Below are 22601 nucleotides of genomic sequence, written 5' to 3'. Positions count from 1 at the left end.
CGGCGGGCGCGGCCCCGCTGTCAGACGCCGGCGCTCTGATCGATGACGCCGTGCTGGATCGCCAGGCGCGTCAGCTCCACGTCGTTGTCGACGCCGAGCTTCTCGTGCAGGCGGTAGCGGTAGGTGCTCACGGTCTTGGGGCTGAGGCAGAGCCGGTCCGAGATCTCGCGGATGCTCTGCCCCTGCGCCACCATCAGCAGCACCTGCATCTCCCGCGCCGAGAGCTTCTCGAAGGGCGAGGTCTGCTCGCCCGTGACCGCGGCGATGGCCAGCTGCTGGGCGATGTCCGCGCTGACGTAGCGCTCGCCCCGGTGGACCTGGCGGATCGCCCTCAGCATCTCCTCCGCCTCGCAGCCCTTGGTGAGAAAACCCATGGCCCCGGCGCGCAGGAACTGGACCGGAAACGAGTTGCCGCCGTGCACCGTGAGGACCAGGATGCGGATGCCGCGCACGTAGTGGAGGAGCTTGCGGGTGGCCTCCAGCCCCCCGACGCCGGGCATGTGGATGTCCATGAGGACCACATCCGGCGGGTCGCGCCGCGCGATCTCCACCGCCTCCTCGCCGCTGCCCGCCTCGGCCACCACCTCCATGTCCGGCGCCGACTCGACGATGCGGCGGATGCCGGTGCGCACCAGCGCGTGATCGTCCACCAGCATCACCTTGATCATGGCCGCCCCCCTTGCCCTCGCCGCCCTCGCCGCCCGCGGGCCCCGGCGACCGCCGACACGACCGCGCCCGAAGCCGCGGCGGAAGGCGGGATCCGCGCAGATTAGCGCGCCACGCGGCAAGGCGGCAAGCCGCGGCCGGATCGCGGCGGGCGCCGCCGCGGGAGCGGCGCCGGGCGAGCTGGCGGGGAGGGAGGGATTCGAACCCCCGGACGGGCGGCGCCCGCCAACGGATTTCAAGTCCGCCGCTTTCGACCGCTCAGCCACCTCCCCGGCGCCGCTAGGATAGCGCGCCGCCGGGCCCCGGCAAGGCTTGCCGGCCCCGGGCGGGCCGCTACACTGTGCGCGCAGGAACCGCCGCCGGCGGCGGCGGTCCAAGGCGAAGTCTGGCTACGCCCAACGAGGAGGTACGCATGGCACAGGTCCGACCGATTCCGAGCACGCGCGCCACCGCGGCGGCGACCCCCGTCAACAAGGTGGTGCGCAACACCTATCTGCTGCTGTCGATGACGCTGCTCTTCAGCGCCGCCACCGCGGGGGCGTCCATGGCCCTGGGGCTGCCCCACCCGGGCCTGCTCATCACGCTGGTGGGCTACTTCGGGCTGCTGTTCCTGATCCAGCGCTTCCGCAACAGCGCCCTCGGGATCCTCTTCGTCTTCGCCCTGACCGGCTTCATGGGCCTGACCCTGGGGCCGATCCTCAGCGCCTATCTCCGGCTGCCCAACGGCCCCCAGCTCGTCATGACCGCCCTCGGCGGCACCGGGGCGATCTTCCTGGGGCTCTCGGCCTACGCACTGGTCACCCGCAAGGACTTCAGCTTCGTCGGCGGCTTCCTCTTCGCCGGCATCCTGGTCGCCTTCCTCGCGGGCATCGGGGCGGTGATCTTCTCCCTGCCGGGGCTCGCGCTGGCGGTCTCGGCCCTGTTCGTGCTGCTGATGGCGGGGATGATCCTCTACGAGACGAGCCAGATCGTCCACGGCGGCGAGACCAACTACATCCTCGCCACCGTCTCGCTCTACGTGAGCCTCTTCAACCTGTTCACGAGCCTGCTGCACCTGCTGGGGGCCTTCCGCGGCGACGACTGACGTCCCCGCCGGCTCGAAGCCCCCGCCCCGCGGGGGCTTCCCTTCGCCGTCCCGCCCCTCAGCAGACCTGCACCGCGAGCAGGTTCGCCAGCGCCCGCCGGAAGGCGCGCACCGCCTCCGGCGCCTCCACCTCCATCACCTGCTCCTTGAGCCAGCGCCGGTCCCAGTCGCCGGCGTGCTCGCACACCACCTCGCCGAGGTAGCGGATGCTGCTGAAGCCCGGCTCCTCGCCGACGAAGCTCAGCTCCGCGTACTCCTGCAGGCGGCGGTTGAGGTGGTCGATGAAGGCGGCGCGGTAGTCGCCCGGCCCGAGGCGCTCGCGCTGGTTCTCCTCCATGACCTCGGCCATGCGGCGCCCGGCGGCCACGATCATGCGCCGGCGCTGCTCGTCCTCCAGCCGCCCATAGGCGTAGCGGTCCGCCATCTGCAGGAGGAAGGCGGCGAACTCGCCCAGGATGGCGAAGCGGCGCGGGTCGCTCTCCAGCTCGTAGCCCGCCCCGAGCAGACGCCTGACCCCCTCCAGGGCCACCTTCCAGGCCGAGAAGGCCACCGCCGAGCCCACCTCCTCGGCACGCCTCGGCGCATCCTTGCGGTGCCAGCGCGACTTCAGACGGACCACGCCCCACCTCCGTCCCCGCGGGCTGCTATCATTTTGATCATATTACCATGTGCTGAACGCTTGGCCGCCATCGATCTCGACACCCTGCGCCGCACGGTGCAGCACAACTGCGACGTCTCCGACGCGCGCCACGCGCGCGACGCCTCCATCTGCACCTATCTGCTGCGCATGCGCGCCCAGTATCGCTGGGCGCACGGCCGTGCCCTCGCCGACCCGCTGCCGGGCGACGAGGTGGGCGCCTGGATCGAGGCCCAGGAGCGGCGCTGGGCGCGGCTCGCCGGGAAGGACTACCGCCCCCTGCCCCTCGGCGGGCCGGTGGACCCCTTCGACATCGAGACCGCCAACCGCCGCCTCGCCGCCACCGGCCTCGCCTATGCCGCCGGGGTCGGCGTCGGCGGCAAGCCGAGCTTCCTCCTCGCGGAGCTGGACGCGGCCGAGGCGCGCGAGGGGCTGCGCATCCTGCGCCTGGGGCGCGAGCACGCCCGGGACGTCGCCGGCGCCCCCGCCATGACCCGCTCCGGCTACGTCTTCCTGCGCCGCGAGCAGATCCGCGCCATGGTGTGGGACGAGCTGGGCCTGGCCGGGCGGCGGCCGGCGGCGACCCCCATGGCGCGGGCCGCGGCGGCGGCGGGGTCGGGGGACGCCCTCGCGACCCTCGCCGAGGCCCAGGAGGAGCTCGCGCTGCTGCACGAGCTGGGCGAGGCGGCGGCGGGACGGCTTCTGGGGCCGGGTTGGGAGGCGCATCTCGCGGCCCTCGCCGGCACCCCCGCCGAGCACGTCCTGCGCGCGGTGCGCGACCTCCTCGCCGACTGCCTGCGGGTGCTTCCGGTGCTGATCGGGGACCGCCGCCCCCTCCACCTGCACCTCTACGCGGCGCGTCTCGAGGGGCCACGGCGCACGCTCTTCGCGCGGTTCGAGGCCGCCTACCGGCGCTGGCTCGCCGACCCCGGCGACTGGCGCCCCCTGCACGAGGCCGCCGCCGCGGGACGGGCACACTGGCTGGCCACGGCCAGAGGGCTCCTCGCCGAGCCCGCCTCCGCGCTCGCCTCGCACCTTCGCGGACCCGCCGCCCTCGCCGCCCTGCGGCTGCCGGCCCCTCAGCCCTCGGCCCCGCCCCCGCCCACCTCCTTGTAGGGCAGGAAGAGGCCGAAGCCGTAGGCGCGCAGCGGTCCCAGCCCCTCCTCCTGAAGCCGCAGGGACGCCTCCGGAGCGAGGTCGGTGACGAGCAGGCTGCGCGCCGCCACCGCCCCCTCCGGGCCCGTGAAGGCATGCTCGCGCCCGCCCAGCATGCGCCGCGGCCGGATGCCCATGCCCGCGAGCCGCGCCGCCGCCTCGCGGAGGAAGGCCGGCTCGTCCGCGGCCGCGGTGGCGAGGTAGCGGCAGTAGAGGGTGCGGGCCGGACGCAGGGGCCGGGCCTCGACCCGCCCGAGCCGCACCGCATGGCCGCAAAGCGTCAGCCGGCGACCCGCGAGCCCCTCGGCCGCGGTGCGCGTCGCCGCCGACACCCGCAGCCTCAGGCGCGCCCGGCGCGGCAGGTAGATCCACTCCACGCCCCCGTCCTGGGGGCTCGTCCAGCCGTTGCCCGAGGCCGCCGGATGGATCAGATGGGGCCCGGCGAGGGGGTCGTCCGCGAGCGCCGGACAGGCCTCGCGCAGCGCCCGTCCCAGGGCGAGTGCGTGGTCCACCGGCAGCATCCGCCCCTCGAGGGCGAAGAGCAGGTCGAGGGCGCGCGTGCTCGCCGCCGGGGCCGCCTGGGGCGGCGCCTCCTCGGCCCAGAAGAGCTCCTCCCCGCTCACTTCGGCTGCGCCTCCGTCCAGCGCTGCAGCAGCGCCGCCCACGCCCGGGCCGAGACCGGGTCGAGATCCACCGTGGTGAAGCGCCGCCCCTCCCGGATGATCAGGCGCAGCATCCGGAAGCCGTTGTCGTAGACCAGCTCGCGCACCTGCACCTCGCGCCCGTACGGCGCCTGCAGCCGCCCGAGGTCCCGGATCTCCTGCTCCGCGCTCACGGGTGCACCCCTGTAGCCGGTGGCGTTGCCGCTCGCCCCGTGCGCGCGATCACGCCGCCTTTCTCGTGCCTCACGCCGTCCCTCCGCCGGGGGTCGCCGCCCCCCAGTATAGGCGCCCCGCCCCCCTATCCCACCCGGGCGGTGCCGACCCCCCATCGGCGGGATACGCCCCACCCTCGGAGGCGCCTAGGATGACCCACGGGGCCGATGTTGACCATCACCCTCGGGTATTAGCCCGGATCTATCCCGAACGGGATAGTCCGGATCGAAACCCGTTACCCCTTCGGGGGCATGGTCTCCACCCGGCACGCTGATTATCGTAGCCGGAGAGCATTTCAGCATATTCTAAACCTTTAGCTGCCTTGCCGGTTCGGGGGAGGCGCCGGCGCAGCGAAGAGGAAGAGGAGAGAGCGCGATGGCCAAGCCGATGCATCCGACGCCGCTGCTCGACGAGCTCGAGAAGGGACCCTGGCCCAGCTTCGTCAAGGGCCTCAAGCGTCTCGCCCAGAACAACGACATGATGGTCGACCTGCTGGGCCAGCTCGAGACCTCCTACGAGACCCGGCTCGGCTACTGGAAGGGGGGCACCGTGGGCGTCTTCGGCTACGGCGGCGGCGTCATCCCCCGCTTCACCGAGCTCCTCGACGAGAACGGCAAGCCCAAGTTCCCGGAGGCGGCCGAGTTCCACACCCTGCGCGTGATGCCCCCGCCGGGCTGGCACTACGACACCGCCACCCTGCGCAAGTTCTGCGACATCTGGGAGCAGTACGGCTCCGGCCTCATCGCCCTGCACGGCCAGACCGGCGACATCATGTTCCAGGGCTGCCGCACGGAGAACGTGCAGAAGGCCTTCGACGCCATCAACGAGATGGGCTTCGACCTGGGCGGTGCGGGCCCGGCCCTGCGCACCGGCATGTCCTGCGTCGGCCCGGCGCGCTGCGAGCAGGCCTGCTACGACACCCACCGCGCCAACCGGCAGCTCATCAACGCCTTCCTCGACGACATGCACCGCCCGAGCCTGCCCTACAAGTTCAAGTTCAAGTTCTCGGGCTGCCCCAACGACTGCATGAACTCGATCCAGCGCTCGGACTTCGCCGTCATCGGCACCTGGCGCGACGACATCCAGATCGACCAGGCCGAGGTCAAGAACTACATCGCCTCCAAGGGGCGGCAGTACGTCATCGACAACGTCGTCAACCGCTGCCCCACCAAGGCCATCAGCCTGCGCGACGACGACACCCTCGAGATCCGCAACAAGGACTGCGTGCGCTGCATGCACTGCATCAACGTCATGACCAAGGCCCTCTCCCCGGGCAAGGACCGCGGCGTCACGATCCTCATCGGCGGCAAGCGCACGCTCAAGATCGGCGACCTCATGGGCACGGTCATCATCCCCTTCATGAAGCTGGAGACCGAGGAGGACTGGCAGCGCCTCGAGGAGTTCGCCGGCCGCGTCATCGAGTTCTTCGCCGAGAACGCCCTCGAGCACGAGCGCACCGGCGAGATGATCGAGCGCATCGGGCTCGCCAACTTCCTCGAGGGGGTCGGGGTCGACCCGGATCCGAACATGATCAACCACCCCCGCACCAACCCCTACGTGCGCCTCGACGGCTGGGCCGAGGAGGCGAAGAAGTGGGAGGAGCGCAAGGCCAAGGCCGCCGGCTGAGGCCGCACCGGGGTCAGCAACAGCGACGTCACGGGAGATCGATCCATGGCCGAGGCAGCAAAACCCCGTCCGCCGGTGGAGAGCGGCGTCGTCGACGTGATGCCCTTCCTCCACCCGGTGATGAAGAAGAACTACGGCAAGTGGAAGTGGCACGAACGCCCGCGGCCGGGCGTCCTCCATCACGTCGCCGAGAGCGGCGACGAGATCTGGACCGTGCGCGCCGGCACGCAGCGGCAGATGGACGTCCACACCATCCGCAAGCTGTGCGACATCGCCGACGAGTACGCCGAGGGCTACGTCCGCTTCACCATCCGCAGCAACATCGAGTTCTTGGTGAGCGACGAGGCCAAGGTCCAGCCCCTCATCGAGAAGCTGGAGGCCGAGGGCTTCCCCGTGGGCGGCACCGGCAACTCGGTGTCCATGATCGCCCACACCCAGGGCTGGCTCCACTGCGACATCCCGGGCACCGACGCCTCCGGCGTCGTCAAGGCCCTCATGGACGAGCTCTACGAGGAGTTCATCCGCGAGGAGATGCCCAACCGCGTGCGCATCACCACCTCCTGCTGCGAGATCAACTGCGGCGGCCAGGGCGACATCGCCATCAACGTCCAGCACACCAAGCCGCCGCGGATCAACCACGACCTCGTGGCCAACGTCTGCGAGCGCCCGGCGGTGGTGGCCCGCTGCCCGGTGGCGGCGATCCGCCCGGCGCTGGTCAACGGCAAGCCCTCGCTGGAGGTGGACGAGAAGAAGTGCGTCTGCTGCGGCGCCTGCTTCCCGCCCTGCCCGCCGATGCAGATCAACGACCCCGTGCACACCAAGCTCGCGGTCTGGGTGGGCGGCAAGAACTCCAACGCCCGCAGCAAGCCCACCTTCCACAAGCTGGTGGCGGCGGACCTGCCCAACAATCCGCCGCGCTGGCCGGAGGTCGCCGAGGTGGTGAAGAAGATCCTCCGCGCCTACAAGGAGGATGCGCGCGACTGGGAGCGCATGGGCGAGTGGATCGAGCGCATCGGCTGGCCGCGCTTCTTCGAGCTCACCGGCCTGCCGTTCACCAAGTACCACATCGACGACTGGCGCGGCGCGCGGGCGAGCCTCAACGCCTCGGCGCACCTGCGCTTCTGACCGCACGCGGGGCCGGCCCGCGGGCCGGCCCCCGCAACGAGGGGTGAGGGGAATCGGATGAAGTTCGGCATCCTCGTCAACGAGGGCCCCTATCAGCATCAGGCCGCCGACACCGCCTACCAGTTCTGCAAGGCGGCGCTGGCCAAGGGGCACCGGATCCACCGCGTGTTCTTCTACCACGACGGCGTCCACAACGCGTCCAAGCTCACCGAGCCGCCGCAGGACGACCGTCACATCGTCAACCGCTGGATCAAGCTCGCCGAGGAGCACGACATCGACCTCGTGGTCTGCGTCGCCGCGGGCCTGCGCCGGGGGCTGGTCGAGGAGAACCTCGCCCCGCGCTTCCGCATCTCGGGCCTCGGCCAGCTCATCGAGTCCGGGATCCAGGCCGACCGCCTGGTGGTGTTCGGGGACTGAGGAGGATCACCGATGGTGGAGACCACGGGCGGCGTGGACTTCGAGGAGGAGGTGGGGGGCAAGGTCAAGCGGTTCATGTACGTCAACCGCAAGGCCCCCTACGGCACCATCTATGCCCTCGAGGCCCTGGAGGTGGTCCTGATCGCGGCCGCCTTCGACCAGGACGTCAGCCTCGTCTTCGTCGACGACGGCGTCTACCAGCTCAAGAAGGGGCAGAACACCAAGGGCATCGACGTCAAGAACTTCTCCCCCACCTACCGCGCCCTCGAGGGCTACGACATCGAGAAGCTCTACGTCGAGCGCGAGTCGCTGGAGGCCCGGGGGCTGACCGAGGAGGACCTGCTGGTCCCGGTCGAGGTCCTGAGCTCCGAGGAGCTGCGCGAGCTCATGGAGCAGCAGGACGTGGTCCTGAGCTTCTGAGGCGGGGGATGCCATGCCGATGCTGCACACCGTGAACAAGTCGCCCTTCGAGCGCAACACCCTCGACTCCTGCCTGCGCCTGGCCAAGAAGGGCAGCACCATCCTGCTCATCGAGGACGGGGTCTACGCCGCCCTCGAGGGCACCCGCGTCAGCGACCGCATCCGCCAGGCGATGCAGGAGTTCCGCATCTGCGTGCTGGAGCCCGACCTGGAGGCGCGCGGCGTCGCCGATCGGGTCATCGAGGGCATCGAGCGCGTCGACTACGGCGGCTTCGTGGACCTGGTGGCCGAGCACGACGCCTTCCAGGCCTGGCTGTGAAGGCTTCTTCAACCCGAGACGACGAGCGAGAGGAGAGAGCACCATGGCGATCGAGGTCAACGGCAAGGTCATCGAGACCGACGAGGAGGGCTACATCGTCAACCTGTCGGACTGGAACGAGGACGTGGCCAAGAAGCTGGCCGCGGACGAGGGCATCGAGCTGACCGACGCCCACTGGGAGGTGATCAACTTCCTGCGCGAGTACTACGAGGAGTACCAGATCGCGCCGGCGATCCGCGTCCTCACCAAGGCCATCGGCAAGAAGCTCGGCCCCGACAAGGGCAACAGCAAGTACCTCTACGAGCTGTTCCCCTACGGCCCGGCCAAGCAGGCCTGCAAGATCGCCGGCCTGCCCAAGCCGACCGGCTGCATCTGAGCCCGGTCCCCCGGCGGGATCGGTTTCGGGCCATCGTGCGGCGGGGTGCCCCCGGCGCCCCGCCGCACCGGAGCACGGGAGCGCGCGCATGGGTGCCGTGGACCTTCTGTTCGTGATCCTGTCCTACGCCGCCACCCTCCTCTTCCTGGGTGGGCTCGCCTGGCGGATCTACCGCTACGCCCGCGTCCCCGCGCCGCTCAAGATCCCCACCATGCCGGCGCCCACCAGCCGCGCCGGTGTGGTGGCGCGCATGGCGCGCGAGGTGGTCCTCTTCGAGAGCCTCTTCAAGGGCCAGAAGTGGACCTGGCTCTTCGGCTGGGTGTTTCACGCCGCCCTGGCGCTGGTCCTTGCGCGGCACCTGCGCTACTTCACCGAGCCCGTCTGGGGCTGGGTGGTCCTGATCCAGCCCTTCGGCAAGTATGCGGGGCTGGCCATGCTCGCGGGGCTGGCCGGCCTCTGGATCCGGCGCCTTGCGGTGGAGCGTGTGCGCTACATCACCGGGCCGAGCGACCACCTCATCCTGGCGCTGCTGGTGGCGATCGGCCTCACCGGCGCCGCCACCCGCTTCGCCGCCCGGACCGACATCGTCGCCTTCAAGGCCTTCGTCCTCGGCCTGCTGCGCCTCGACCCGCAGCCCATCCCGCACGATCCGCTGGTGATGGCGCATCTGCTGCTGGTCCTGGTGCTGATGGCCGTCTTCCCCTTCAGCAAGCTCCTGCATGCCCCGGGCGTCTTCTTCAGCCCCACCCGCAACCAGGTGGACGACGCCCGCGAGCGGCGCCACCTGGCGCCCTGGGCGGCGGCGCTGGAGCAGAGCCGGTAAGGGGCAGGAGGTAGCCGTGGCCGACTTCGAGACCCCCGCACTGCGCGAGTATCCGGACGAGATCCCGCCCCTGCGGCCGGGCGCGACCGCCCACGTCCGCCCCTTCCCCGCCGCGCCGGCGCACCAGGAGCCGCTGGGCTTCCCGGGCGAACTGGTGGAGGACTGGCAGGCGCGGGCGCTGGAGAAGATGGGCGACCTGCTGGGCAAGTACCGCTCGCTGCAGGTCTTCCTCGACGCCTGCGTGCGCTGCGGCGCCTGCACGGACAAGTGCCACTACTTCCTCGGCACCCAGGACCCGCGCAACATGCCGGTGGCGCGGCAGGATCTGATGCGCAGCGTCTACCGGCGCCACTTCACCCTCGGCGGCAAGATCGCCCCCGCCCTCGTGGGCGCGCGCGAGCTCGACCGCGAGATGCTGGACCAGTGGTACACCTATTTCCACCAGTGCTCGCAGTGCCGCCGCTGTTCGGTCTTCTGCCCCTACGGCATCGACACCGCCGAGATCTCCATGGCCGCGCGCGAGATCATGGACCACGTCGGCCAGGGGCAGAAGTACTGCAACGAGATCATCGCCAAGGTCCACAAGATCGGGAACAACCTGGGGCTGCCCGGCCCCGCGCTGGAGGACACCCTCGAGGGGCTCGAGGAGGAGGTCAAGGAGGACACCGGCGTCGACGTCCGCTTCCCGCTCGACGTGGAGGGGGCGGAGGTGCTGCTGGTCACCCCGTCGGCCGACTTCTTCGCCGAACCGCATGTGGAGGGCCTGATCGGCTACGCCAAGGTCTTCCACCAGGCCGGCATCTCCTGGACCCTCAGCACCTACGCCTCCGAGGCGGCCAACTTCGGCATGTTCATCGGCAGCTACGAGAACATGCGCCGGATCGCCCTGCGCATCCGCAAGGCGGCGCAGGACCTCGGGGTCAAGCGCATCGTCTTCGGCGAGTGCGGCCACGCCTGGCGCGTCGCCTACAGCTTCCTCAACACGCTGGCCGGCCCCTGGGATTTCCTGGACAAGCGCTACCCGGTGCCGCAGCACATGTGCGAGGTCACCTACGACCTCATCCGGCGCGGCGCGCTCAACCTCGACCCCTCGGCCAACGACCACATGACGGTCACCTTCCACGACTCGTGCAACGTGGCCCGCGCCTCCCGTATGGGCGACATGCCGGGCGGGCAGTTCCACATCCCGCGCGAGGTCATCAAGGCCAGCGTCAACAAGTTCGTCGAGATGGACCCGGCCACCACCATGGAGCGCACCTTCTGCTGCGGCGGCGGCGGCGGGCTGCTCACGGACGACCTCATGGAGATCCGGGTCAAGGGGGCGCTGCCGCGGATGCAGGCCCTCAAGGAGGTCGTGGAGCGCGAGGGCGTCACCCACATGGCGGCCATCTGCGCCATCTGCAAGAGCCAGTTCACCAAGGTGCTGCCCTACTACGACCTCCCCATGGACATGATCGTGAGCGTCCATCAGCTGGTGAGCAACGCCATCCAGCTCGGGACCAAGGAATGAGCCATCAGAGGAGAGCGAGGCATGGCCACGGCACGTGACAACGCGAGCCCCGCAGCGCCGGCGAAGAGCCCCGAGGAGCGCACCTTCCGCCGCTTCCGGGAGGGCGACAGCCGCTATCGCCGGCTCAGCGAGAAGATCTTCCAGTCCGGCTGGTCCCACAAGTGCCCCACCTACGTGCTGCGGACGCCGCCCTGCTCGGCATCCTGCCCCTCCGGGCACGACATCCGCGGCTGGCTCAACATCGTCCGCGGCATGGAGAAGCCGGCCGAGGGGATGAGCTGGCAGGAGTACGCCTTCCGCCGCGCCACCGCGGCCAACCCCTTCCCCGCCATCATGGGGCGGGTCTGCCCGGCCCCCTGCGAGTCGGGCTGCAACCGCAACCAGGTGGAGGACCACGTCGGCATCAACGCCGTCGAGCACTACATCGGCGACTACGCCATCGCCGCCGGCTACCGCTTCGATCCCCCGGCGAAGGAGACGGGCAAGAAGGTGGCCATCATCGGCGGCGGCCCGGCGGGGCTCGCCGCCGCCTACCACCTGCGCCGCATGGGCCATGCCTGCACCATCTTCGACGAGCACGAGAAGCTCGGCGGCATGATGCGCTACGGCATCCCGGGCTTCCGCACGCCGCGCACGGTGCTCGACGCCGAGATCCAGCGCATCCTCGACATGGGCGTCGAGGTGCGCACCCGGACCCGCGTCGGCACCGACGTCAGCGTCGCCGAGCTCGAGCGCGAGTTCGACGCCATCTTCTGGGCCATCGGCGCCCAGAGCGGCCGCGCCCTGGACGTCCCGGGCGGCGACGCCCCCAACGTCATCACCGGCGTGGCCTTCCTCAACGCCTACAACGATGGCCGCATGCGCGCCATCCAGGGGCGCGTCGTGGTGATCGGCGGCGGCGACACCTCCATCGACGTCGCCACCGTCGCCCGCCGCCTCGGCCACATCACCAAGGAGAACCCGGTGGACCACCCGGAGCGCTCCGCCTTCGGCCAGATGGCCCACGACGTCGCCGAGACCGCACGCGCCGAGGGCGCCGACGTCGTCCTCATCACGCGCCGCCCGGTGGACAAGATGGCGGCCCAGCGCCACGAGGTGGAGGAGGCGCTGCGCATCGGCGTCGAGATCCGCGACCGGCTCCAGCCGGTGGCCGTGGTGGTGGGCGAGGACGGCCGGGCCAAGGCGCTGCGCGTGGTGCGCACCGAGCTCAAGGACGGCCAGGTGGTGCCGGTGGAGGGCAGCGAGGAGGAGATCGAGGCCGACCTCATCGTCGCCGCCATCGGCCAGCAGGGCGACTTCACCGGGTACGAGGACCTCAACAACGGCCGCGGCTTCATCGACCCCGACCGCAACTTCCAGGTCAAGGGCAAGCCCGGCCACTTCGTCGCCGGCGACATCATCCGCCCGCATCTGCTCACCACCGCCATCGGCCAGGCCCGCATCGCCGCCGAGAGCATCGACCACTACCTGCGCGGCGAGCCCATGGCGAAGCGGCCGAAGGTGGACGTGCACCACTTCAACCTCCTCAACAAGCTCGCCGAGACCGGCCACGCCCCGGCCGAGGTCCACGAGCCGGTGCGCGGCACCTCGGAGAGCGACTTCGCGGTGCACAACTTCGAGGACCGCTCCCAGTTCGAGGTCATCACCCACGAGGAGCTCTTCCTCGGGCACTTCCCCTACACCCCGCGCATCCGGCGCCGGGAGCTGGAGCTGCCGCCGGAGGTGGTGCTCAAGGAGGAGGGGGCCGACCGCCTCGAGCGCTACACCGACGAGGAGGCGCAGAAGGAGGCGAGCCGCTGCATGAGCTGCGGGCTGTGCTTCGAGTGCGACAACTGCGTCGTCTTCTGCCCGCAGGATGCGGTGCACCGGGTGCCGAAGTCGCAGCGCACCACGGGCCGCTACGTCTACACCGACTACACCCGCTGCATCGGCTGCCACATCTGCCACGACGTCTGCCCCACGGGCTACATCCAGATGGGGCTGGGGGAGTGACCGGACCATGGCCAGGCTGCTCGCCGCGCTGCTGACCGGCCTCGCCGCCCTGGCGGCCTCGACCGCCGCCCGGGCGGTGCCGCTGCCCGAGATCGTCGCCCCGGCCGTGGGTCCGCGCTGCGTCCTCCCCGCGGAGCAGATGCGGCGCGAGCACATGGAGCTGCTGCGCCACCAGCGCGCGCGCACGGTGCGGCAGGGCATCCGCGGCGAGCGCTTCAGCCTCCGGCTGTGCATCGCCTGCCATGCCGGCCGCGACGAGCGCGGGCAGCCGGTGAGCGTGGCCGCGCCCGGGCAGTTCTGCGAGAGCTGCCACCGCTACGCCGCGGTGCGCATCGACTGCTTCCAGTGCCACTCGGGGCGTCCGGATCCCGAGGCCGAGGCGGCGGCGCGGCGCATCGCCGGTGAGCTCGCCGCGGGCCGTTGAGAAGGAGGGTTCACGAGGTGGCCGAGCAAGCTGCGACACGACGGGACTTCCTGCGGGCGGGCGGCGCCCTCGCGGCGGGCGTGCTGCTCGCGCCCGGCGTCTTCCTCCTCGGGCCGGCGGCGGCCCGCCCCGCCGGCGAGCCCGCCTCGTCCCGGCAGCGCTGGGGCCTGCTGGTGGACACCCGCCGCTGCGCGGACGGCTGCGACGCCTGCGTCAGCGCCTGCCGCGAGGAAAACGGCTGGGGCGGGCGCGGCCGGCCCGAGACCGACCCGCAGTGGATCCGCAAGGTGCGCGTGCGCGACCCGCGCAGCGGCCGCAGCTTCTCCCTGCCGGTCATGTGCCAGCACTGCGCGCACCCGCCCTGCGTCGACGTCTGCCCCACCGGGGCCTCCATGCGCCGCGCCGACGGCATCGTCCTGGTGGACCGCCACCGCTGCATCGGCTGCCGCTACTGCATGATGGCCTGCCCCTACAAGGCGCGCTCGCTCGAGCACGAGGCGGTGGAGGACCCGCGCCCCTGGGCGCCGCGCGGCAAGGGCACGGTGGAGTCCTGCACCCTGTGCGTGCACCGCGTGGACGCAGGCCGCGAGCCGGCCTGCGTCGAGGCCTGCCGTCGCACGGGCAACGCCGCCCTCGTCTTCGGCGACCTCGCGGACCCGGCGAGCGAGATCGCGCGAAGCGTGCGCGAGCTCGGGGGCGAGGCGCTGCGCGCCGACCTCGGTCTCGATCCCGGTGTGCGCTACCTCGGTCTCAACGTCTGACCGCTCGGGGGAAGGGAGCCCATGAAGGAACCGCGCCTGCAAGCCATCGAGGGCCGCTCCGGCGGCTTCTACGCCCTCGCCGCCCTGCTCGGGGCGCTGGTCGCCGCGGGGCTGTGGGCGGCCTGGCAGATGGAGCACCACGGCCACGCCATCACCGGCATGACCAACCAGATCGTCTGGGGCCTGCCGCACGTCTTCGCCGTCTTCCTCATCGTCACCGCCTCGGGCGCCCTCAACGTGGCCTCGGTGGCCTCGGTCTTCGGCCGCAAGGCGTACAAGCCGCTCGCCCCGCTCTCGGCGGTGCTCGCCATCGCCTGCCTGGTGGGGGGGCTTGCGGTCCTCGTGCTGGACCTGGGGCGGCCGGACCGCCTCGTCGTGGCCATGACGCGGTACAACTTCCGCTCCATCTTCGCCTGGAACATCTACCTCTACACCGGCTTCCTCGCCATCGCCGCGGTCTATCTCTGGCTCATGCTGGAGCGGCGGATGAACCGCTACAGCCGCGTCGCCGGCACCGTCGCCTTCCTCTGGCGGCTGATCCTGACCACCGGCACGGGCTCCATCTTCGGCTTCCTCGTGGCGCGGCAGGCCTACGACGCGGCGATCATGGCGCCGCTCTTCATCGCCATGTCGCTCGCCTTCGGCACCGCGCTCTTCCTGCTCGTCCTCATCGGGGCCTTCCGCGCCACCGGGCGCCCCCTCGGCGACCATCTGCTGCACCGCCTGAAGAACCTGCTCGGCGTCTTCGTCGCCGTGGTGCTCTACTTCACGGCGGTGCAGCACCTGACCAACCTCTACGCCGCCGAGCATCACGGCGTGGAGCGCTACATCCTCGTGGAAGGCGGCGCGGTCACGGCGCTGTTCTGGGTCGGTCAGGTGCTGGTGGGCGGCCTGGTGCCGCTGGGCCTCGTCTACCACCCCACCCTCGGGCGGCAGCGCGGCGCCATCGCCCTCGCGGGGCTTGCCGTCCTCCTGGGCGGGCTCGCCCAGATCTACGTCATCATCATCGGCGGACAGAGCTACCCGCTGATCCTCTTCCCCGGCATGGAGGTCTCGAGCAGCTTCTTCGACGGCGTGATCCACACCTACCGGCCCACCGGGGTGGAGCTCCTGCTGGGGCTGTCGGGCCTCGGCATCACCGGGCTGATCACCTTGCTGGCCCTGCGGGTGCTGGCCATCCTCCCCGCCGCCCTCGGGGACGAGCAGGCCCCGGCGCCCGCGGCGGGGGCCACGGAGGCGGTGCGTGCCTGAGCCCACCCGGCTCGTCTACCTCTCCGCCGCCCACAAGTCCTCGGGCAAGACCGTCGTCGCCGTCGGCCTCGTGCGCGCCCTGCGCCGGCGCGGCCTGAGCGTGCAGCCCCTCAAGAAGGGTCCGGACTACATCGACCCCATGTGGCTCGGCCGCGCCGCGGGCCGGCCCTGCCGCAACCTCGACTTCCACACCCAGGCGCCGGACGAGATCCGCACCGCCGCCGGCACCGACGCCGACGTCGCCCTCGTCGAGGGCACCAAGGGGCTGCACGACGGGGTGGCCGCCGACGGCGCCGACAGCAACGCCGCGCTCGCCCGCCTCCTGGGGGCGCCGGTGGTGCTGGTCCTCGACACCCGCGGCATGACCCGCGGCGTCGCCCCCCTGGTGCAGGGGCTCGCCGGCTTCGAGCCCGACGTGCCCGTCGCGGGGGTCATCCTCAACCGCGTCGCCGGCGCCCGCCACGAGGCCAAGCTGCGCCGCGCCCTCGAGACCTACACCGCGGTGCCCGTGCTGGGCGCGGTGGCCGAGGACCCCCGCCTCAGGATCCCGGAGCGCCACCTCGGCCTCGTCCCCGCGGAGGAGCACGGTGCGGCCGAGGACGCGGTGCAGCGCATGGCCGATGCCGTCGAGCGCGGCGTCGATCTGGAGGCGCTCCTTGCGGCGGCAGCGCCGGTGCCGCGCCGCGCCCCGCCGCCGCGCCCCCTGCCCTCCTGCAGCGCGGTGCGCATCGGCGTGGCACGGGACGCCGCCTTCGGCTTCTACTACCCGGACGATCTCGAGGCCCTCGAGCGGGCCGGTGCGCGCATCGTCCCCTTCAGCCCCCTGCGCGATGCGCGCCTGCCCGAGGTGGACGCGCTCTTCATCGGCGGCGGCTTTCCCGAGACCCATCTCGAGGCCCTGGCCGCCAACGCGCCCCTGCGCCACGAGATCCGCACCGCCATCCTCGAGCGCGGGCTGCCGGCCTATGCCGAGTGCGGCGGCCTCATGTATCTCGCCCGTGCCATCGCGTGGCGGGGCACCCGCGCCCCCATGTGCGGCGTCATCCCGGCCACCGCCCGCATGCATGGGCGCCCCGTGGGGCGCGGCTACGGCCGCCTGCGCGAGACCGCCGCGGCGCCCTGGCCGCGCCTGGGTGACGGTCCCGGCGAGATCCCGGTGCACGAGTTCCACTACTCCGCCCTCGTGGACCTGCCGCCGGCGACGCTCTGCGCCTACGAGGTCGTCCGCGGCACCGGCATCGGCGGAGGACGCGACGGCATCGTGGTGCGCAACCTCCTGGCCTGCTACGCCCACCAGCGGCACACCCGCGCCAATCCCTGGGTGCAGCGCTTCCTCGCCTTCGTGCGCGCCCGCGCCGCCGCCGCCAGCAGGAGGAGCGCGCCATGATCCAGCTCACCGAACGCGCCGCCGCGCAGATCCGCAGCGAGGCGGACCGCCAGGGCCTGCCTGCGGTGCTGCGCCTGGCGGTCAAGGTGGGCCCCCAGGGGCTCATGGACTACGCCATCGGCTTCGACGAGCCGCGCGAGACCGACCACCTAATCGAGCTTCACGGGGTCACCGTGCTGGTCACCCGCGACACCGAGGACATCGTCGAGGGCATGGTGATCGACTACGTGGAGTACGCGCCGGGCGAGCACCGCTTCATCTTCTACAACCCCAACGACCCGCGCCACGAGCCCCCGGCGGAGGACTGACGCAATGGCAGGCCGCCGCCGCATCGGCGACAGGGGGGACGCGGCGGCGGCCGCCCTCGCCGCCGCGGTGGTAAACTCGGGGCCAGGTCCCACCTGCGCCCCGGCCGCGGGGCGGATCGCCATGGCCGCGATCGGCGAGGATGCGCATCACCGGCACCCGACGCAGGCCGCGCGCCCGGGAAGGCCCGGTGTCGCCGCCTTCCTCCTGCGCGAGGGGCTGCTGCTGCCGTTCCTTCTCCTCGCGGCCCTGCTCGGTGCCCTCCTGATCGCGACCCTTGCGACCGGCGCGGGTCCCTGGATCCCCGCCCTTGCGGGCGCGGCCCTCGCCCTGCTCGCCTACCTCGGCCATCGTGCCCACGCAAGGCTTGCGCGCAGCCTGGGCGAGGTGGCGGCGTGGGCGGCGCGCGTGCGTGCCGGCGACCTCGGCGCGCGCATGGCCGGCGACAGCCCCCTGGCGGCCGAGATCAACGCCATCGGCGAGGACCTCGAGCGCGTCAGCCGCGCCGTGGACGAGGAGATCTGCCGCCACACCGACACCCTCGCCCAGAAGACGCGCTCGCTCCAGGTTCTCTACGACGTCGCCGCCAGCATCAACGCCTCGCGCGACCTGGACGACCTGCTGGGCCGCTTCCTCGACACCCTGATCCGGGTGGTGCGCGCCCGCGCCGCCACCGTGCGGCTGCGCGGCGAGGACGGAACCCTGCGACTCGTGGCCAGCCGCGGGCTCGACCCCGAGCTCGAGGAGCGCGAGCGCCACGTGGACGTGCGCAACTGCCTCTGCGGCGCCGCCGCCGCCGACGGCGCCCTCCTCTGCCGCACCGACCTGCAGGCGTGCGAGCAGGCCCTCGCCGGTCCCCTCCTCGGGGGCGAGCAGGCGACCCTCGTCGTGGTGCCGCTGCACTACCGCGGCCGCACGCTGGGGATCTACAACCTCTTCGTGGACCGCCCCGGCTTCCGCCTCGACGACGACGAGCGCGAGCTGCTGACCAGCATCGGCCGCCACCTCGGGATGGCCATCGAGAAGGCCCGTCTCGACGAGAAGGCGCGCCGCTTCAGCGTCATGCGCGAGCGCACCATGCTCGCCCACGAGCTCCACGACTCCCTCGCCCAGACCCTGGCGAGCCTGCGCTACCAGGTGCGGATGCTGGCCGAGATGATGGAGCAGGGCGATGCCACGGCGGGGCGGCGCGAGCTGGAGCGCATCCGCAACGGCCTCGACGAGGCCCACACGGAGCTGCGCGAGCTCCTCGTCCACTTCCGTGCGCCGCTGGACGATCGGGGCCTGCTGCCGGCGATCGAGGAAACCGTGGAGCGCTTCCGGCGCGAGACCGGCATCGCCACCTTCCTCCAGAAGGAATGCGGCGCGGCGCGCCTGCCCGCCCTCTACGAGCTGCAGGTGCTGCGCATCGTCCAGGAGGCCCTCGCCAACATCCGCAAGCACAGCAGGGCCCATGCCGTGCGCATCCTCATGCGCTGCCGCGACGGCGAGTACCACGTCCTGGTGGAGGACGACGGGGTCGGCTTCGAGGGGCGCCATCTCGAAGGCCGCCCGGGCGAACACGTGGGGCTCAGCATCATGCAGGAGCGGGCGCGCCGCCTCGGCGGGGAGCTGCGCATCGAGAGCGAGCCGGGCGAGGGCACGCGGGTGGACCTGCGCTTCCGCGACCCCGGCGAGGTCGTCCCCGAGCCCGTGCGCATCCAGTGAGGCCGAGCCCCGGGCGACGAGGAGGTGAGGACGCCATGCGGGTGCTGATCATCGACGACCACGCCCTCTTCCGCGTCGGCCTGCAGGAGCTGCTGGAGCGGCGCGGCATCGAGGTGGTGGGGGCCGTCGGCGACGGCGTGGAGGGGATGGAGCTCGCCGAGCGGCTGCGCCCCGACATCGTCCTGCTGGATCTGCGCATGCCGCGCATGGACGGGCTGCAGGTCCTGCACGCCATGCGCCAGCGCGGGCTGGAGATGCCGGTGGTGATGCTCACCACCAGCGCCGAGGAGCAGGACCTCGTGGAGTCCCTGCGCTCCGGCGCCCAGGGCTACCTGATCAAGGACATGGAGCCCGACGAGGTGGTCCGAGCCCTGCGCGATGCGGTGCGCGGCGAGACCGTCATCGCCCCCGAGCTCTCGAGGCTGCTGGCGCGCGTGGTGCGCGGCGAGCAGCCCGAGCCGGGCCACGGCGCGACACCCTTCGACGGGCTCACGCCCCGCGAACGCGAGATCCTCTGCCATCTCGCCGAGGGCGAGTCCAACAAGGTCATCGCCCGCCACCTGGGCATCTCCGACGGCACCGTCAAGCTCCACGTCAAGGCGATCCTGCGCAAGCTCGGGGTCCACTCCCGCGTCGAGGCGGCGGTGATGGCGGTGGAGCACGGCCTGCACCGGCCGCGCATCGCCGACAAGGGCTGACGGCATGGCCCGGCGCTACAGCGAGCTGGTGGAGGCCTGCCGGGAACGCGTGGGCGAGCTCTTCCCGTGGGAGCTGCAGGAGGAGCTCGACGCCGGGCGTCCGATCCTGCTCCTGGACGTGCGCGAGCCCTACGAGTTCGAGGCGATGCACATCGCCGGCTCCCTCAACGTCCCCCGCGGCATCCTTGAGCCGGCCTGCGAGTGGGGCTACGAGGAGACGGTGCCGGAGCTGGTGGAGGCGCGCGAGCGTCCGGTGGTGGTCGTCTGCCGCTCCGGCAACCGCAGCCTGCTCGCCGCGGCGGTGATGCGCGAGCTGGGCTACCGCGACGTGCGCTCCCTGCGATCCGGGCTCAAGGGCTGGAACGACTTCGAGCTGCCGCTGGTGGACGGGCGCGGCGAGCACGTCCCCCTCGCCGCCGCCGACGCCTACTTCACCCCGCGCATCGCGCCGGAGCAGCTCGGCCCCCGCCCCGCCCGCTGAACCCCGTCAGCGGACGTAGACCCGCGCCTCGATGAAGACCCCCACCAGCGCGGCGTCCAGGGCGCCGGCGCGCGCCTGCGCCTCGAGCAGCTCCAGCGCCTGCTCCTGGGGCAGGCCCCGCCGGTAGGGCCGGTCGCCTGCGGTGACGGCGTCGTAGATGTCGGCGATGGTGAGGATGCGCGTCTGCACCGGGATGTCCTCGCCCCGAAGCCCCCGCGGGTAGCCCGAGCCGTCCAGCTTCTCGTGATGGCCGTAGGCGATCTCCGGCACGCGCGCGAGATCCCCGCGCCAGGGGATGAGGCTGAGGAAGGCGTAGGTGTGGCTGACGTGGGACTCGATCTGCAGCCGCTCGTCGGGACTGAGGCTGCCCTGCGCCGTGCGCAGATCCAGCAGCTCCCCCGGCGTCAGCAGCGCCTCCTCGGCCCCGTCGAGCCCGGGGAAGCGGTAGGCCTCGGCCTCCTCCAGCCCCGGCGCCAGGGCATGGGCGGGGACGTCCGGCCGGTTGGCCTCCTCCACCGCCGCCAGCATGCGCTCGAACCGCTCCGCCTCCTCACGCAGCATCCGCTCCAGCTCGCCCCGCATGCGCCGCCGCGCGCCGGCGTCGATCTCGCCCTGCGCCCACAGATCCAGCAGCCGCCGGTAGGCATCCCGCTCGAAGGCGGCCCGCGCATAGCGGAAGCGCATCCGCACCAGCTCCATCTGGTGCGGGTAGAGCTTGGTGGGCTTGGTCAGGACGTGCTCGCGCACCCCCACCTTGCCGAAGTCGTGCAGCAGCGCCGCATAGCGCAGCTCCCGCACCGCCTCCCGCCCGAGCCCCGCCACCCCGGCCCGATCGGCCGCCTCCGCCAGCCGCTCGGCGAACTCCGCGACGCGGAAGGAATGGCCCGCGGTGACCGGATCGCGCGCCTCGATGGCCTGCACCGAGGCGCGGATGAAGCTCTCGAACAGGGCCTCGATCTCGCCGTAGAGGCGGGCGTTGTGGACCGCGACCGCGATCTGCGCCGCCACCCCGGCGAGCACCCGCAGGTCGTCCTCGTCGAAGGCGCCCTCGACGGCGCCGCCCTCGACCTGGACCAGGCCCACGACCCGCTCCTCCACCAGGAGCGGCGCGCACATGAGGCTCTGCAGCGACAGCCGCGCCACCGACTCCCCGGCCCGGAAGCGCGGATCGCTGCGGGCGTCCAGCGTGAGCACCGCGCGGCGGTTGTTCAGCACCTCGCGCACCACGGTGGAGGACAGCGCAAGCCTGCCCGCCCCGCCGCCGTCGCGCCCGCGCACGGCAAGGGGCCGCACCTGCCCCCCCTCGCCCACGAGGGCGATCAGCGCCCGTCGGGCGGTGGGAAAGATCTCGAAGATCCGCTCGAGCACCCCCTCGGCGAGGCGGCGCAGGTCCTGCACCTCGCCGAGGCTGCGGGAGACCGCCGAGACCGCCTGCAGGCGCCGCATCACCGCCTCCGCCGCCCCGGACGGCGGGGCCAGCTCGCGCGGGTCGATCACCACCGACCGCTCGCCCGAGGTCTCCTCGCGCACCTCGACGCCGGTGTCGGCGCCGACGCCCGCCGGTCTCGCCATGATGGCCGAGCCGTAGCGCGGCATCCCCGCCTCCTCCGCCGGCCCGCCGAGGCGGAAGCGGAGCACGGTGCCGCCGAGGCGCAGCTCGTCGCCCTCGCGCAGCAGATACGGGACGTGGGGCTTGATGCGCTCGCCGCGCAGCCAGGTGCCGTTGGTGGAGTCGAGATCCTCCACCACGTAGCCGCGCCCGAGGCGGCGGATGCGGGCGTGCACCCGGCTCACCTCGGCGTCCGAAAGGGGGAGGAAGGTGCGCGGATCCGGCGCCGCGCCCGGATTGCGCCCGAGGTGGAGCTCGTCCCCCAGGGCGAAGCGGGTGCCCGTGTGCGCCCCCACCACCACCTCCAGGTAGGCCATGCCGCCCTCCTTTCCGCGCCGTCCTTGATCCCGCCCGATTCTACGCCACCCCTCGCGGCCCGGGCGCACTGGCCGCCCCGACGCGGCCATTGTAAGATCCGTGAAAGACCGCGTGCGGCGGTGGGCGAAGGAGACGCGCGGAAGGAGCCGGCATGACGGGGCGCGAGGAGCTGAGGATCCCGAAGCGGCCGCTGACGGTGACCCTCTGGGTCCATCCGGAGGGTCCGGTGGTGGGCTGCCTGTTCCTGGCCGAGTCGGGCGAGACCGGCACCCTGGAGGATCCGCTGGAGGTGCTCAACGGCCCCGCGCCCTTCATCGTGGTGCGCCGCGAGGGCGCCCCGGCCGATCCCATCCGCTTCTACAACAAGCGCGCCATCGTGCGCGTGCTCTGCGGCCCGGACGAGGAGGAGGCGTGGGCCGCCACCGCGGCCCAGGCCTGCGAGCTGCACCTCATGGACGGCACCGTCCTGCGCGGCACCGTCCGGCACAGTCTGCCGCCGGAGCGCGCGCGCCTCTACGACTTTTTCAACCTCGAGCGCGAGCGCTTCGCCCGCATCCGCCTCGAGGACGGCGAGGCCTGTCTCGTCAACAAGGCCTACGTCGTCGCCGTCATCCCCCGGGACGAGGGCTGAGCC

Annotated in this window: 25 protein-coding genes and 1 tRNA gene; 20 read left to right on the top strand and 6 right to left on the bottom strand. The window is 72.1% G+C overall.

Annotation, left to right across the window (positions count from 1 at the left end):
* Positions 1-20: 20 nt before the first annotated feature.
* Together uvrY and EDC57_RS06845 are read right to left on the bottom strand one after the other, a co-directional pair.
* Positions 21-668, bottom strand: coding sequence for a UvrY/SirA/GacA family response regulator transcription factor (gene uvrY, locus EDC57_RS06850; protein ID WP_123401153.1), 648 nt, complete (start codon positions 666-668; stop codon positions 21-23).
* Positions 669-847: 179 nt separating this feature from the next.
* Positions 848-938 (bottom strand) — tRNA-Ser (locus EDC57_RS06845).
* A 140-nt stretch (positions 939-1078) separates the two neighbouring features.
* Between EDC57_RS06845 and EDC57_RS06840 the strand changes: the two genes are divergently transcribed.
* A complete protein-coding gene (locus EDC57_RS06840; protein WP_123401152.1) occupies positions 1079-1750 on the top strand; it encodes a Bax inhibitor-1/YccA family protein in 672 nt (223 codons plus the stop codon).
* Positions 1751-1808: 58 nt separating this feature from the next.
* Here EDC57_RS06840 and EDC57_RS06835 read toward each other — a convergent pair whose 3' ends face one another.
* The gene (locus tag EDC57_RS06835) at positions 1809-2369 is read right to left on the bottom strand and encodes a hypothetical protein (RefSeq protein ID WP_123401151.1); all 561 of its coding nucleotides are present in this window, start codon (positions 2367-2369) and stop codon (positions 1809-1811) included.
* 60 nt (positions 2370-2429) lie between these two features.
* Here EDC57_RS06835 and EDC57_RS06830 point away from each other — a divergent pair, with 60 nt between their 5' ends.
* Positions 2430-3503, top strand: a complete 1074-nt coding sequence (locus EDC57_RS06830) for an Sfum_1244 family protein (protein ID WP_123401150.1) — start codon at positions 2430-2432, stop codon at positions 3501-3503.
* Here the strand turns inward: EDC57_RS06830 and cas6 are convergent.
* Positions 3467-4165: a type I-MYXAN CRISPR-associated protein Cas6/Cmx6 gene (gene cas6 / locus EDC57_RS06825; protein ID WP_123401149.1), complete on the bottom strand. Its 699-nt coding sequence runs from the start codon at positions 4163-4165 to the stop codon at positions 3467-3469. The genes EDC57_RS06830 and cas6 overlap by 37 nt on opposite strands.
* Positions 4162-4377 (bottom strand): DUF6967 family protein, encoded by a 216-nt coding sequence (locus EDC57_RS06820; RefSeq protein ID WP_123401148.1) that lies wholly within the window; start codon positions 4375-4377, stop codon positions 4162-4164. The genes cas6 and EDC57_RS06820 overlap by 4 nt, the downstream gene beginning before the upstream one ends.
* A gap of 415 nt (positions 4378-4792) precedes the next feature.
* On the opposite strand from EDC57_RS06820, the gene dsrA reads away from it, so the two are divergent.
* The 17 genes from dsrA to EDC57_RS06735 all read left to right on the top strand — a co-directional run bounded on the left by dsrA (position 4793) and on the right by EDC57_RS06735 (position 20040).
* On the top strand, positions 4793-6043 hold the full coding sequence (gene dsrA / locus EDC57_RS06815; RefSeq protein WP_123401147.1) for a dissimilatory-type sulfite reductase subunit alpha: 1251 nt from the start codon (positions 4793-4795) through the stop codon (positions 6041-6043).
* A gap of 45 nt (positions 6044-6088) precedes the next feature.
* Positions 6089-7168 carry a dissimilatory-type sulfite reductase subunit beta gene (dsrB, locus tag EDC57_RS06810; protein ID WP_123401146.1) on the top strand — a complete coding sequence of 360 codons (1080 nt, stop codon included), beginning with the start codon at positions 6089-6091 and terminating at the stop codon, positions 7166-7168.
* 57 nt (positions 7169-7225) lie between these two features.
* Positions 7226-7585 carry a sulfurtransferase complex subunit TusD gene (tusD, locus tag EDC57_RS06805; protein ID WP_123401145.1) on the top strand — a complete coding sequence of 120 codons (360 nt, stop codon included), beginning with the start codon at positions 7226-7228 and terminating at the stop codon, positions 7583-7585.
* A gap of 51 nt (positions 7586-7636) precedes the next feature.
* Complete coding sequence (tusC, locus tag EDC57_RS06800; protein WP_211331963.1) at positions 7637-8005, top strand: sulfurtransferase complex subunit TusC; 369 nt, start codon at positions 7637-7639, stop codon at positions 8003-8005.
* A 13-nt stretch (positions 8006-8018) separates the two neighbouring features.
* Positions 8019-8324: a sulfurtransferase complex subunit TusB gene (tusB, locus tag EDC57_RS06795; RefSeq protein WP_123401143.1), complete on the top strand. Its 306-nt coding sequence runs from the start codon at positions 8019-8021 to the stop codon at positions 8322-8324.
* 43 nt (positions 8325-8367) lie between these two features.
* On the top strand, positions 8368-8700 hold the full coding sequence (locus tag EDC57_RS06790; RefSeq protein ID WP_123401142.1) for a TusE/DsrC/DsvC family sulfur relay protein: 333 nt from the start codon (positions 8368-8370) through the stop codon (positions 8698-8700).
* Between the two features lie 88 nt (positions 8701-8788).
* Complete coding sequence (locus EDC57_RS06785) at positions 8789-9523, top strand: respiratory nitrate reductase subunit gamma (RefSeq protein ID WP_123401141.1); 735 nt, start codon at positions 8789-8791, stop codon at positions 9521-9523.
* 16 nt (positions 9524-9539) lie between these two features.
* Positions 9540-11033, top strand: coding sequence for a sulfate reduction electron transfer complex DsrMKJOP subunit DsrK (gene dsrK, locus EDC57_RS06780; RefSeq protein WP_211331919.1), 1494 nt, complete (start codon positions 9540-9542; stop codon positions 11031-11033).
* Between the two features lie 21 nt (positions 11034-11054).
* A complete protein-coding gene (locus tag EDC57_RS06775; RefSeq protein ID WP_123401139.1) occupies positions 11055-13025 on the top strand; it encodes an NAD(P)-binding protein in 1971 nt (656 codons plus the stop codon).
* A 7-nt stretch (positions 13026-13032) separates the two neighbouring features.
* Positions 13033-13449, top strand: a complete 417-nt coding sequence (locus EDC57_RS06770; RefSeq protein WP_211331918.1) for a sulfur reduction protein DsrJ — start codon at positions 13033-13035, stop codon at positions 13447-13449.
* A 17-nt stretch (positions 13450-13466) separates the two neighbouring features.
* On the top strand, positions 13467-14210 hold the full coding sequence (gene dsrO, locus EDC57_RS06765) for a sulfate reduction electron transfer complex DsrMKJOP subunit DsrO (protein WP_123401138.1): 744 nt from the start codon (positions 13467-13469) through the stop codon (positions 14208-14210).
* A 21-nt stretch (positions 14211-14231) separates the two neighbouring features.
* Positions 14232-15461, top strand: a complete 1230-nt coding sequence (gene nrfD / locus EDC57_RS06760; protein ID WP_123401137.1) for an NrfD/PsrC family molybdoenzyme membrane anchor subunit — start codon at positions 14232-14234, stop codon at positions 15459-15461.
* On the top strand, positions 15454-16848 hold the full coding sequence (locus EDC57_RS06755) for a cobyrinic acid a,c-diamide synthase CobB (RefSeq protein ID WP_123401136.1): 1395 nt from the start codon (positions 15454-15456) through the stop codon (positions 16846-16848). The genes nrfD and EDC57_RS06755 overlap by 8 nt, the downstream gene beginning before the upstream one ends.
* Positions 16845-17156: a HesB/IscA family protein gene (locus tag EDC57_RS06750; RefSeq protein ID WP_123401135.1), complete on the top strand. Its 312-nt coding sequence runs from the start codon at positions 16845-16847 to the stop codon at positions 17154-17156. The genes EDC57_RS06755 and EDC57_RS06750 overlap by 4 nt, the downstream gene beginning before the upstream one ends.
* 4 nt (positions 17157-17160) lie before the next feature.
* Positions 17161-18861: a GAF domain-containing sensor histidine kinase gene (locus EDC57_RS06745; RefSeq protein WP_123401134.1), complete on the top strand. Its 1701-nt coding sequence runs from the start codon at positions 17161-17163 to the stop codon at positions 18859-18861.
* Between the two features lie 35 nt (positions 18862-18896).
* Entirely contained in the window at positions 18897-19559 is a 663-nt protein-coding gene (locus tag EDC57_RS06740) for a response regulator (RefSeq protein ID WP_123401133.1), read from the top strand.
* A 4-nt stretch (positions 19560-19563) separates the two neighbouring features.
* Positions 19564-20040, top strand: coding sequence for a rhodanese-like domain-containing protein (locus EDC57_RS06735; protein ID WP_123401132.1), 477 nt, complete (start codon positions 19564-19566; stop codon positions 20038-20040).
* A gap of 6 nt (positions 20041-20046) precedes the next feature.
* Here EDC57_RS06735 and EDC57_RS12935 read toward each other — a convergent pair whose 3' ends face one another.
* A complete protein-coding gene (locus tag EDC57_RS12935; RefSeq protein WP_211331917.1) occupies positions 20047-21966 on the bottom strand; it encodes an HD domain-containing phosphohydrolase in 1920 nt (639 codons plus the stop codon).
* Positions 21967-22118: 152 nt separating this feature from the next.
* Here EDC57_RS12935 and EDC57_RS06710 point away from each other — a divergent pair, with 152 nt between their 5' ends.
* Complete coding sequence (locus EDC57_RS06710; RefSeq protein WP_123401131.1) at positions 22119-22598, top strand: hypothetical protein; 480 nt, start codon at positions 22119-22121, stop codon at positions 22596-22598.
* The last annotated feature ends 3 nt before the right edge of the window (positions 22599-22601 follow it).

Source organism: Inmirania thermothiophila (genome assembly GCF_003751635.1).
Lineage (GTDB): Bacteria > Pseudomonadota > Gammaproteobacteria > DSM-100275 > DSM-100275 > Inmirania > Inmirania thermothiophila.
Note: the sequence above shows the minus strand (reverse complement) of the source record. Positions and strands in the feature narration are given on the sequence as shown.

Coding starts and splice junctions, on each gene's coding strand:
- uvrY (WP_123401153.1), bottom strand. CDS start 668: ATGATCAAGGTGATGCTGGTGGACGATCACGCGCTGGTGCGCACCGGC.
- EDC57_RS06840 (WP_123401152.1), top strand. CDS start 1,079: ATGGCACAGGTCCGACCGATTCCGAGCACGCGCGCCACCGCGGCGGCG.
- dsrA (WP_123401147.1), top strand. CDS start 4,793: ATGGCCAAGCCGATGCATCCGACGCCGCTGCTCGACGAGCTCGAGAAG.
- dsrB (WP_123401146.1), top strand. CDS start 6,089: ATGGCCGAGGCAGCAAAACCCCGTCCGCCGGTGGAGAGCGGCGTCGTC.
- tusD (WP_123401145.1), top strand. CDS start 7,226: ATGAAGTTCGGCATCCTCGTCAACGAGGGCCCCTATCAGCATCAGGCC.
- tusB (WP_123401143.1), top strand. CDS start 8,019: ATGCCGATGCTGCACACCGTGAACAAGTCGCCCTTCGAGCGCAACACC.
- EDC57_RS06790 (WP_123401142.1), top strand. CDS start 8,368: ATGGCGATCGAGGTCAACGGCAAGGTCATCGAGACCGACGAGGAGGGC.
- EDC57_RS06785 (WP_123401141.1), top strand. CDS start 8,789: ATGGGTGCCGTGGACCTTCTGTTCGTGATCCTGTCCTACGCCGCCACC.
- EDC57_RS06775 (WP_123401139.1), top strand. CDS start 11,055: ATGGCCACGGCACGTGACAACGCGAGCCCCGCAGCGCCGGCGAAGAGC.
- EDC57_RS06770 (WP_211331918.1), top strand. CDS start 13,033: ATGGCCAGGCTGCTCGCCGCGCTGCTGACCGGCCTCGCCGCCCTGGCG.
- nrfD (WP_123401137.1), top strand. CDS start 14,232: ATGAAGGAACCGCGCCTGCAAGCCATCGAGGGCCGCTCCGGCGGCTTC.
- EDC57_RS06750 (WP_123401135.1), top strand. CDS start 16,845: ATGATCCAGCTCACCGAACGCGCCGCCGCGCAGATCCGCAGCGAGGCG.
- EDC57_RS06745 (WP_123401134.1), top strand. CDS start 17,161: ATGGCAGGCCGCCGCCGCATCGGCGACAGGGGGGACGCGGCGGCGGCC.
- EDC57_RS06740 (WP_123401133.1), top strand. CDS start 18,897: ATGCGGGTGCTGATCATCGACGACCACGCCCTCTTCCGCGTCGGCCTG.
- EDC57_RS06735 (WP_123401132.1), top strand. CDS start 19,564: ATGGCCCGGCGCTACAGCGAGCTGGTGGAGGCCTGCCGGGAACGCGTG.
- EDC57_RS12935 (WP_211331917.1), bottom strand. CDS start 21,966: ATGGCCTACCTGGAGGTGGTGGTGGGGGCGCACACGGGCACCCGCTTC.
- EDC57_RS06710 (WP_123401131.1), top strand. CDS start 22,119: ATGACGGGGCGCGAGGAGCTGAGGATCCCGAAGCGGCCGCTGACGGTG.